General features: G+C 72.0%; 9 protein-coding genes and 2 rRNA genes. 7 read left to right on the forward strand and 4 right to left on the reverse strand.

What is annotated here, in order from left to right; translation table 11 throughout:
* Positions 1-76: 76 nt before the first annotated feature.
* Positions 77-751 carry a phosphatase PAP2 family protein gene (locus BM237_RS02710; RefSeq protein ID WP_093847270.1) on the reverse strand — a complete coding sequence of 225 codons (675 nt, stop codon included), beginning with the start codon at positions 749-751 and terminating at the stop codon, positions 77-79.
* Between the two features lie 214 nt (positions 752-965).
* Positions 966-1,892, reverse strand: coding sequence for a C40 family peptidase (locus BM237_RS02715; RefSeq protein WP_245793376.1), 927 nt, complete (start codon positions 1,890-1,892; stop codon positions 966-968).
* A 157-nt stretch (positions 1,893-2,049) separates the two neighbouring features.
* On the opposite strand from BM237_RS02715, the gene BM237_RS02720 reads away from it, so the two are divergent.
* The 7 genes from BM237_RS02720 (at position 2,050) to BM237_RS02750 (ending at position 10,201) form a co-directional block, all read left to right on the forward strand.
* Positions 2,050-2,358 carry a DUF8827 family protein gene (locus tag BM237_RS02720; RefSeq protein ID WP_093658653.1) on the forward strand — a complete coding sequence of 103 codons (309 nt, stop codon included), beginning with the start codon at positions 2,050-2,052 and terminating at the stop codon, positions 2,356-2,358.
* A 536-nt stretch (positions 2,359-2,894) separates the two neighbouring features.
* On the forward strand, positions 2,895-3,686 hold the full coding sequence (locus BM237_RS02725; RefSeq protein WP_093847274.1) for a DUF8175 domain-containg protein: 792 nt from the start codon (positions 2,895-2,897) through the stop codon (positions 3,684-3,686).
* Positions 3,676-5,004 (forward strand): hypothetical protein, encoded by a 1,329-nt coding sequence (locus tag BM237_RS02730; protein ID WP_093847276.1) that lies wholly within the window; start codon positions 3,676-3,678, stop codon positions 5,002-5,004. The genes BM237_RS02725 and BM237_RS02730 overlap by 11 nt, the downstream gene beginning before the upstream one ends.
* Complete coding sequence (locus BM237_RS02735) at positions 5,001-6,551, forward strand: SCO6880 family protein (protein ID WP_093847278.1); 1,551 nt, start codon at positions 5,001-5,003, stop codon at positions 6,549-6,551. The genes BM237_RS02730 and BM237_RS02735 overlap by 4 nt, the downstream gene beginning before the upstream one ends.
* A 14-nt stretch (positions 6,552-6,565) precedes the next feature.
* Positions 6,566-8,008 (forward strand): ATP-binding protein, encoded by a 1,443-nt coding sequence (locus tag BM237_RS02740; RefSeq protein WP_093847280.1) that lies wholly within the window; start codon positions 6,566-6,568, stop codon positions 8,006-8,008.
* Positions 8,009-8,106: 98 nt separating this feature from the next.
* The gene (locus BM237_RS02745; RefSeq protein ID WP_425443633.1) at positions 8,107-9,555 is read left to right on the forward strand and encodes a type VI secretion protein; all 1,449 of its coding nucleotides are present in this window, start codon (positions 8,107-8,109) and stop codon (positions 9,553-9,555) included.
* 37 nt (positions 9,556-9,592) lie between these two features.
* Entirely contained in the window at positions 9,593-10,201 is a 609-nt protein-coding gene (locus tag BM237_RS02750) for an aminoglycoside adenylyltransferase domain-containing protein (protein WP_093847284.1), read from the forward strand.
* Between the two features lie 57 nt (positions 10,202-10,258).
* On the opposite strand, the gene rrf is transcribed toward BM237_RS02750, so the two are convergent.
* Positions 10,259-10,375 (reverse strand): 5S ribosomal RNA (gene rrf, locus BM237_RS02755).
* Positions 10,376-10,445: 70 nt separating this feature from the next.
* Positions 10,446-10,607, reverse strand: a 23S ribosomal RNA gene (locus BM237_RS02760); the annotation flags it as partial.

Consider the following 10,607-nt stretch of genomic DNA (forward strand, 5'->3'; position numbering starts at 1 on the left):
ACCTTCTTCCGGCACCCGGCACCCGGCACCCGGCACCCGGCGCCCGACCCCCCGAGCGCCCGTCTCCCGGAGGCCCTCAGGCGACCAGATCCCGGTCCTGCGGCTGCCGCTCCGCGTCCGGCTCCCCGGCCCGCGCCACCGACTCCGGCGGGACGCTCACCAGCCGGCCGATCCGCGGCGAGGCGGCCATCGCGCGCATCAGCGGCGTCAGCAGCGCCAGCGCCACCGGCGCCAGCAGCAGTGCCACGGCCGTGCCCAGCGCCAGGCCGCCGATCACGTCGGTGGGGTAGTGCACCCCCATGTAGATGCGGCAGACCCCGGCGAACACCGCCACCAGGATGCCGACCAGACCCAGCCGCCGGTTGACCATGAAGATCCCCACGGCCAGCGCCATCGCCAGCGTCGCGTGATCGCTGACGAACGAGAAGTCCCTCTTCCCGTCCACCAGCACCTCCAGCCCGTCATGGGTCAGAAAGGGTCTGGGCCGCTCCACGAACTCCCGGATCGGCACGTTGACCAGCAACGCCACCCCGGCCGCCAGCGGCGCCCAGACCAGTCCGGCCACCGCCGCGACCGCGTCCGGGCGGCGCCGCGCCGTCCACCAGGCCCACAGGCCCAGCACCGCCAGCGCCACGATCGTGCCGTACTCGCCGACGTACTCCATGAGGTGGTCGGCCCAGTCGGGGGCCTGTCTGGCCAATCCGTTGATGTCGTGGAGCAGCTCGACGTCGGGGTTGTCCCATTCGGCCATCGCAATGCTGCCCTTCACTCTTCGCTGCCGACCCCCGTGGTAGCGGAATGCTCGTTCCGGACAAGGAAACGCCCTGTCCCGGCCGTACGTTCCGACCTCCACCGAACGATCACCCGGACGTTATCGGAGGGTGACCCGCACCTGAGGCCCGAGGCCCGGGGTCCGGGTACCGCGGCCGCACACCGCGTCACCGGGGCGGCGTCCGCCCCGGAGCTCACGACACCGTGGGCCTCGTCGCCCCGAAGTAGTCGGGGGAGTCGATCGGGTCGAAGCGGATCACCGCGCCCGTGTACGGCGCGTCGATCATATAGCCACCGCCCACGTAGATCCCCACGTGGTGGATCGAGCGCGAATCGGTCAAGTCGTGCGCGAAGAAGACCAGATCACCCGGGAGCAACTCGTCGCGCCTCGGGTGCGGGCCGGCGTTCCACTGGTCGTTGGCGACCCGCGGCAGCTCGATGCCCACGCTCGCGTACGCCGCCTTCGTCAGACCCGAGCAGTCGAACCGCCCGCCGTCCTCCGGCGTGCCGTCCCCGCCCCACAGATACGGCGTCCCCAGCTTCTTCTGCGCGAAGTCGATCGCCCCGGCGGCCTGCTTCGTCGGCGACAGACGCCCGGCGGGCGCCGCGAAGCTCTTCTCCAGCTTCCGGATGACCTTCACGTAGTTCTGGGTCTCGCGGTACGGCGGCACCCCGCCGTACTTCGTCACCGCGTACGGGCCCGCGTTGTAGGCGGCCAGCATATTGTCCGTCGGATCGCCGGGCACCCCCCGGACGTTCTTCGCCAGCGTGCAGTCGTACTTCGCCGCCGACGGGATCGCGTCGGCCGGGTCCCACACGTCGCGGTCGCCGTCACCGTCGCCGTCGACACCGTGGACCGCCCAGGTGCCCGGGATGAACTGGGCTATCCCCTGCGCCGCGGCGGGGCTGCGCGCCTTCGGGTTCCAGCCGCTCTCCTGGAAGAGCTGGGCGGCCAGCAGCGCCGGGTTGAGCGCCGGGCAGTAGTTGCCCCACTTCTGCACCAGCGGCCGGTACGCCGCCGGCACGGCGTTCTTGGCCAGCGCGACCGCGCCGCCCCGCCCGCCGAACAGGTTCGACGCGGCGCTGTACGTGCCCACCACGAGCAACGCCAGCAAGCACATGACGAGCCCGAAACCGATCCCGATCGCCACCCACGCCTTCCGCACCCCTCAACCCTCCCCCATCCGAAAGGAGTTCACTGCCGATTCGGCCGCAACCGTGTCAGAATCCAGGTGAAGCGCAACTTTCGACAACCCTCACCGGGGCGGTGAACACAGCATGTTTCTGGCAGCCGAAAAGGGCGACATCACCACCATCATCGGCGGAATCGCCCCCGACTGGGGCCCGTTCGGATCACTGGGCAACGAGGCCCGCGTGATGATCGAGGTCGTCATGGCCGTCGCCATCCTCCTCTGCCTCGGCATCGCCATCTGGGGCGCGGCCAAACAGCGCATCGGCGCCACGGCGCTGCGCGACACCTTCAGCGCGGAGCAGGGCAAGGGCCTGATCGTGGCGGGCCTGACCGGGGTCTTCATCATCGGTTCCCTCGGCACGCTCTTCACGATCGTCTACGGCATGGCCGTGTAGCCGCGCACCGCCCCGCCTCCCCCTCCGGCCACCGCCCACCGGTGCCCGGTTCCCGGTTCCCGGCGTCCGCGTGCCCGGCGAGCGGACCGGACCGCCCCGTGCACCACCGGTCGGCGGTAAACGCCCCGGACGGCGGGCGGCTGACGCCCCGTGAGAACCGTCACCCCCCGCGGGGCCGGGCACCTCCCCCTCCGGTCGCGTTCCGGCGGCCGACGGCGGACACCGCCGGTGCCGGCCCGGCCGCCCCGGAGGGGGCACGGCCGCCGACCCGCTCCCCCCACCAGGAAAAAGAGCACCGCAGCGATGCACCTGCCCAGGATCCGCGCCCGCCCCGGCCGGCTCCCCTCCTCCCCCACCGGAACGCGACCGGAGGGCGCGGGGCGGCGCCACCGGGCCGGGTCCGGTGATCCACTGCTCACGGTGCGGAAGCGATCCTGCACACACCGGTCCCACAACCGCCCCGGCGGAGTTAACGTCAAGGACAGGGCACGACGACAACCGGGCGGCGCCCGGGCGACCGAGAGGGCACACGCACGATGAGCATCGGCGGCGATGGCGGGTACGAGGACGACGTCGTCGACGCATACGACGAGCCCCGGCGGCAGCCCGTCCGGGTGGGCCGCAGCATGGTCACGGTGGTGGGCGTCGTCGTCCTGCTGATCGCGGCCATCGCCTTCGCCAACAGAGGCGGCGGCGACACCCCGCCGGACAGCGGCGGCCCGCGGGCCCGTGAGGACGCCCGGCCCACCGCCCCCACCGGCGAACGCCCCGTCACCGGGCGGTCGAGCGGCGTGCCCTCGGGCTTTCCCCGCACCGAACAGGGCGCACAGAGCGCCGCAGCCAACTACGCGGTGGCGCTGGGCGGTACGGGCATGTTCGAGACCGAGCACCGGCACATGCTCGTCGACACCCTCTACACCCCCGAAGCCGCCGCGAACATCAAGGACCGGCAGGACAGGGCCTATTCGAAGGCCCTCTTCGAGCGCCTGGGGCTCACACCCGAGGGTGAGGCCCCCGAGGGCATGACCTTCGTCTCACGCACCGTGCCCGTAGGCACCAGGGTGACCGAGTACACGGACGACGGCGCCACCGTCGAGGTCTGGTACACGGGCCTGATCGGCATGGCCGGCGAGGAGTCCACCATCCCCGTGACCACCACCTGGAAGACCTGGACCTTCCGGCTGAGGTGGGCCGGATCCGACTGGAGGATCGCCGAGGACTCCCAGAAGGACGGCCCCGCCCCCGTACCGGGCGACATCCGGGCCTCCACAGCCGAGGACATCAGCAGGGCCGTCGAGGAGTACGGAGGGTTCACCTATGCCCGTTGACCGAGCCGGACGCCGCGCCCCGCGCCGCGCCCTGTCGCTCGCCGCACTCCTGGCGGGCCTGCAGGCCGCCGGGCTCTGGCAGGCCGCCCGTGCGGCGGCCGACGAGCCGACGTCCCCGCCGGCCGACGAGGAGCCGGACCGCAGCGTGTGCGAGAACGTCCCCGGCTCCGCCCAGGACGTCTGCGAACAGGGCGAGAGCGCCACCGACGGATCCGGCGGCGCCGACTCCGACCCCCTGTCCACCCTCGACCCCCTCTCCTCCCTCGCCCAGGGCTGCGCCGAGGCAGCCGCCTGGATCGTCGACAAGCTCTCCGAGGCCGTCTCCTCCACCGCCACCGTCGACTTCACCAACCCCGCCTTCCTGCGCCAGTACGCCGTCGTCTTCGCCGCCTCGACGATCCTCACCCTGGTGCTGTGGCTGCTGGCCGTCGCCAAGCGCGCCGTCCGCGGCATCCCCCTCACCGAGGCCCTCACCGAGGCCATCGGCTTCCTGTGGCTGACGGTCCTCGCCTCCGCCTTCACCCCCCTGATCCTCTACACCCTGGTCACCGCGACCGACGCCGTCACCGACGTGATCGCCGCGGGCACCGGATCCGACACGGACAAGTTCTTCGGCTCCTTCTCCGAGGCCCTGAAGAAGGGCGACGACATCGGCGGCGGCCCGATCATGCTGATCGTCGTCTCCCTCGTCTCCGTCCTCGCCGCCGGCGTCCTCTGGCTCGAACTCGTCATCCGCGCCGCCCTGCTGTACGTCGGCGCCCTGCTGGGCACGGTCGTCTACGCCGGACTCGTCGACAAGAACCTGTGGGGCCACGTACGCCGCTGGGCGGGCATCATGATCGCGGTGATCCTCGTCAAGCCGGTCATCGTCATCGTCCTCGGCCTCGCCGGGGCGCTCGCCTCCGACGAGGGCCCGAACGCCTTCTCCGCGATCGTCTCCGGTCTGGCGATCATCCTGCTCGCCATCTTCGCCAGCGCCATGATCTACCGCTTCGTCCCCGGCTTCGGCGACGAGATCGTCCGCCAGCGCAACGCCAGTGCCGACCCCGCCTCCCGTACGGCCGCCGCCGTCGTCTCCTCCCCCGCCGCGATGCTCCGTCAGGGCATCACCACCCACAGCGCCCGCGGCGGCGCCGAGGGCGGCAGCGGCGGCGGGCAGTCCGGCGCCGCCCCCCGGCCCGCCAACCCGGTCTCCGGCGGTGTTGCCGCCCACGCCTCGCGCGGCGACCGGGCCCCCCGGCCCACCGCGCCGCCCCCGCCCCGCACGGGCAGCGGCGGCGGCACCACCAGCAACCGCACCGGAGGTGATCGCGGATGACGACCCCGTCCCACACCGTCGCTCCGCGCCGCACGTACATGATCGGGCGCGCCCGTCCCAACGCCGTCGTCGGCAGGAACCGGGAGACGGGCGAGATCGCACTGATCGTCGCGGGAGCCTTCCTCGGCATGATGAGCGGGCTCCTCGTCCCCGTCCTGTCGCTGCGCATCGCCCTGCTGGTCGGCTTCCCGCTGCTCGCCCTGGCCGCGGTGTACGTCCCCTACAACGGCCGGACGTACTACAAGTGGTTCGAGATCAAGCGCAGTTACCGGCGTCTGCTGCGCCGCGGCACCACCTACCGCTCCACCGCCGCCGAGGCCGGCACCCGGCTGGACGGCACCGAGGTGGACATCCCGGCTCCCCCCGGCGTCGGCCGGGTCAACTGGCTGTCCGCGCCCTTCGGGCCCGACGAGATCGCCGTACTGCTCCACGCCGACCGCCGCACCGTCACCGCCGCCATCGAGATCGAGGGACCGGGTGTGGGCCTGCGCGACAGCGAGGACCAGGAGGCCCTCGTCGACCGCTTCGGCACCCTCCTCAAGCACGTGGCCAACGGCGACGGCTTCGTCACCCGCCTCCAGATGCTCGCCCGCACCCTCCCCGCCGACCCCGACGCCCACGCCAAGGACGTCGCACAGCGCGGCGACGAGCGGGCCGCACCCTGGCTGCGCGACTCCTACGAGCAGCTGCTGTCGATGGTCTCCACCTCCAGCGAGCAGCACCGCGCCTATCTGGTGGCCTGTATGCACTACACCCGCGACCTGGCCGCCGAGGCCGCCGCGATCGCCAAGGCCACCCGCGCCTCCACCGGCCGCCGCCTCACCCGCGACGAGGGCCTGGCCGTCGTCATGGCCCGCGAACTGACCGACATCTGCGCCCGCCTCGCCGAGGCCGACATCCGGGTGCGGCAGCCGCTGGGCCAGTCCCGCATGGCGTCCCTGATCCACTCCATGTACGACCCGGACCACCCCATCGACCACATCCAGGCCATGAGCCGCCGCAACGCCTGGCCCGCCGAGCTGGACGCCGCCGAGCCCACCCACCTCCAGGCCAAGACCCGCGAGTCCGCCACCCGCGCCCCCTGGTGCCACGCCACCGCCTGGGTCAAGGAGTGGCCGATGACCCCCGTGGGCGTCAACTTCCTCGCCCCGCTGCTGGTCCACACCCCCGACGTGATCCGCACCGTCGCCGTCTGCATGGACCTGGAGCCGACCGAGGTCGCCATCGAGCGCATGCTGACGGAGAAGACCAACGACGCCGCCGAGGCCAGCCGCGCCGCCAAGATGAACCGCACCGTCGACCCCCGCGACGTGGCCGCCCACAGCCGCGTCGACCAGCGCGGCGAGGACCTGGCCTCCGGCGCCGCGGGCGTCAACCTCGTCGGCTACATCACCGTCTCCTCCCGCAACCCCGACGCCCTGGCGCGCGACAAGCGCACGATCCGGGCATCGGCCGGAAAGAGCTACTTGAAGCTGGAGTGGTGCGACCGCGAGCATCACCGTGCGTTCGTGAACACCCTGCCGTTCGCGACCGGCATCCGCCGCTGAGGAGGCGCAACACCATGGCCGCGTTCGATCCGCTGACCGCCGTCACCGACGCCTTCACCAGCTTCGTCTTCGGCAAGACCGAGACCACCCGCCTGCCCGTGCGCACCTCCACGGGCCAGGCCCAGGCCGTCTACCTGCCCACCGCCGCGCCCGGACTGGGCGACTCCGGAGTGATCATCGGCCGCGAGGTCTACAGCGGCAAGGGCTACATCTACGACCCCTTCCAGCTCTACGGCCAGCAGCTCCCGGCCCCCCACTGGCTGGTGCTCGGCGAGTCCGGCAACGGCAAGTCGGCGCTGGAGAAGACGTACATCCTGCGCCAGCTGCGCTTCCGCGACCGCCAGGTCGTCGTCCTGGACGCCCAGGGCGAGGACGGCGTCGGCGAGTGGAACCTGATCGCCGAGCAGATGGGCGTCACCCCCATCCGCCTGGACCCGACGGCCGCCCTCGACCAGGGCATCCGTCTCAACCCGCTGGACCCGTCCATCACCACCACCGGCCAGCTCGCCCTGCTGCGCACCATCATCGAGGTCGCCATGGGCCACGGCCTCGACGAGCGAGCGGGCTTCGCGCTGAAGGTCGCGCACTCCTACGTCAACGACACCGTCACCGGACGCCAGCCCGTCCTCACCGACATAGTCGAGCAACTGCGCCACCCGGAGCCGGAGTCCGCCGAGGCGATGAACGTCGCCCTGGAGGACGTGCGCGCCTGGGGCCTGGACGTGGCCCTCGTCCTGGACCGTCTGGTCGACGGCGACCTGCGCGGCATGTTCGACGGCCCGACGACGGTGGGCATCGACCTCGACGCGCCCCTGACCGTCTTCGACCTCTCCCACATCGACCGCAACTCCATCGCCATGCCGATCCTGATGGCGATCGTCGGCGTCTGGCTGGAGCACACCTGGATCCGCCCCGACCGCAAGAAGCGCATCTTCCTGGTCGAGGAGGCGTGGCACATCATCAACAGCCCGTTCGTCGCCCAGCTCTTCCAGCGCCTGCTGAAGTTCGGCCGGCGCCTGGGTCTGTCGTTCGTCGCGGTCGTCCACCACCTGTCGGACGTCGTCGACGGAGCGGCGGCCCGGGAGGCGGCCGCCATCCTCAAGATGGCGTCCACCCGCACCGTCTACGCCCAGAAGGCCGACGAGGCGCGGGCCACCGGAAAGGTGCTGGGCCTGCCGCGCTGGGCCGTGGAGATCATCCCCACCCTCACCCCCGGCATCGCCGTCTGGGACGTCAACGGCAACGTCCAGGTCGTCAAACACCTGATCACCGAGGCCGAGCGCCCGCTGGTCTTCACCGACCGCGCCATGACCGAATCCTCCGCGCCGGACTCCCCGGCCGACTCCTCGCCCCACTCCCCCCTGCAGGACACCCTGGCCGACGAACTCGACGCCGAGACCGAATCCCGGGCCGCCGCGATGGAGCGGCTCGCACGCGCCGACGAGACGGTGGCCTGACGGTGGCCCGGGGCCACGGCAGAGCACCGGGGACGCAGGGCAGCGGTACGGGCGCCCCACCGGAGAGGGGCGTCCCGGACGGCCTGCTGCTCGGCCTCATGGGCTTCCTGCTGGGCGTCACCGTCCTGTGCTGGACGGCCGCCGGGCTCGCCGGTCTCCTCGCCCACGGAGCATGGCCGCGGGGCGTCACCTTCGTCCGCACCCCGGCGGCCATGCGAGCGCTCGTCTCCGAACCGGGCGACCTGGCCGCCGCCTGGCCCGCCGCACAGGCCGGAACCCTGCCGGGGCCGGGCCTGTTCTGGGGGATCCTCATCAGTCAGGCGATGGTCCTGACGGTCCTGGGGTTCTTCGCCGCCGGCGCCGTGGCCCGCCGGCGCGCCCTGCGCGCGGCCAGGCGGGCCGCCCGGCGGGCGGCTCAGCACAAGGGCACCCCGCCCGCGCCCCACGAGACGGTCGCGCCGCCCCTCCCCGCCCCCGCAGAGCCCGGAACTCACGCAGTCGGCCCTCCTTCCCGGGGAGCGACCCCCGCTCCCCCGCAGGAGCCCGTACCGGCCCCGGCGGCCGTACGGGCCCATCCCGTCCCCGAGGCGTTCTCCGGCCCTCCCGTGGGCGTCGAGTACGGTACTCTCCACACCGTCCGGGCCGCCGACGCCCTGCGCGCCGCCCCCGGAGCCGCCCTCGTCGTGACCGCGGACCCCGCCCTGTGGGCGGAGACCGCGGGAGCCCGCGCCAAGCTCGGCCCCGTCCACGTCTACGATCCGGGACAGCTCACCGACGCCCCCGTACGGCTGCGCTGGTCGCCCCACCACGGCTGCGACGACCGCCGTACCGCCGCCGCACGGGCCGCGGCCCTGCTCACCCCCGTACGCAGCCCCGCACGGGCGGACGCGGCCGCCCACGATGCCGCCGAGACCCTCCTGGGCTGCTGGCTCCACGCGGCCGCCGTGGCGGGCGAGCCGTTCCGCCAGGTCCACCGCTGGGCCAACGCCTCGGCGGGCTCCTCCTCGGAGGCCGTCCGGATCCTGCGCACGCACCCCAAGGCGGCGTCCGGCGCGGCGGGCGAGCTGGAGGCGACCCTGATCGCCCACCCCGAGCGCCGGGACGCCGCCGTCCGCACCGTCCGAAGCGCTCTGTCCTGCCTGTCCCAACTCCACGTCCGCAACGCGTGTACGGCTCCGCGCACGGATTCGGCCGCCCTGGAATCCTTTGCGGCCGAATGGGGAACGCTCTATGTCGTGGGCGAAGCCGTCGAGGATCCGCGCCGCGCCCCCGGCACGATGCCGCTCCTCACGGCCCTCACCGCGAGCGTGGTCGAGCACGGCCGCCGCATGGCCGCAGGGTCATCCGCCGGCCGGCTCGACCCACCACTCTCCCTGATCCTCCACAACCTCGCGGCGGTCGCCCCGATCCCCCAGCTGCCCGATCTCCTGGCGAACGGCGAGCCGACGGGCATGCCGACCCTGGCTCTGCTTCGCTCGGAGGCCCAGGCACACGCCTGGTGGCCGCGGCTCGGCGAAGCCGAGCCGCCGGCGCGCCCCCTGCCCTGACCGCCCGCCCGCCCGCCCGAGTGAGGACGCCACGGGAATGAGTCAGCTCCAAGAGGCCGTGGAACTGGTCGACGGCGTACTCGGCCCCACTGCCGTCGGTGTCTACCTCCACGGCTCCTCCGTGCTCGCAGGCCTCCGGCCGGCCGGCGACATCGATCTCCTCGTACTGTCCCGGCAGACCATGGGCGAACGGGAACGGCACGCACTTCTCGAGGGACTGCTCGAGATCTCCGCACCTGGCCCTGCTGCTCACCACGGTGCTGGCCGGAGACCCCCCCTCACCGGTCCGCGGCCCGCGCGGGTCATCGACCCCGTACCGCACAGGGACCTGACGCGAGCGAGCACCGCGGGCATTCCCGATCTGCTCGACGAGCTGGAGGACGACACCCGCAACGTCGTACTGACCCTCGCCCGTATCTGGACCACTCTCGCCACAGGCGAGATCACGCCGAAGAACACCGCCGCCGACTGGGCCCTCACCCGGCTTCCAGCGGAACACCGGCCCGTTCTGGAACACGCCAGGAACCTTTACCTCAACCGCCGCTACTCCGAGGAGACCTGGAGCGACGAGCTACGCGCGCAGGCACGTCCGCACACGGAGAAAGCACTCGCCGAGATCAGCCGACTCAGGCAGGAGAAAGCGTGAACGCGAAAAAGCCTCGGTCTCCGAGTCATAAACTCGAAGACCGAGGCCTCACAAATTGTTCGGCGGTGTCCTACTCTCCCACACGGTCCCCCATGCAGTACCATCGGCGCTGAAAGGCTTAGCTTCCGGGTTCGGAATGTAACCGGGCGTTTCCCTTACGCTGTGACCACCGAAACACAATGAAACAACAACCGCCGGCCGGCGGGTCGTGGTCTCAGAACCCACACAGTGGACGCGAACATCTACGGTCAAGCCCTCGGCCTATTAGTACCGGTCAACTCCACCCCTCACGGAGCTTCCATCTCCGGCCTATCAACCCGGTCGTCTCCCGGGAGCCTTACCCCCTCAAAGGAGGTGGGAGTCCTCATCTCGAAGCAGGCTTCCCGCTTAGATGCTTTCAGCGGTT

The organism is Streptomyces mangrovi (genome assembly GCF_900114215.1).
GTDB classification, from domain to species: Bacteria; Actinomycetota; Actinomycetes; order Streptomycetales; family Streptomycetaceae; genus Streptomyces; species Streptomyces barkulensis.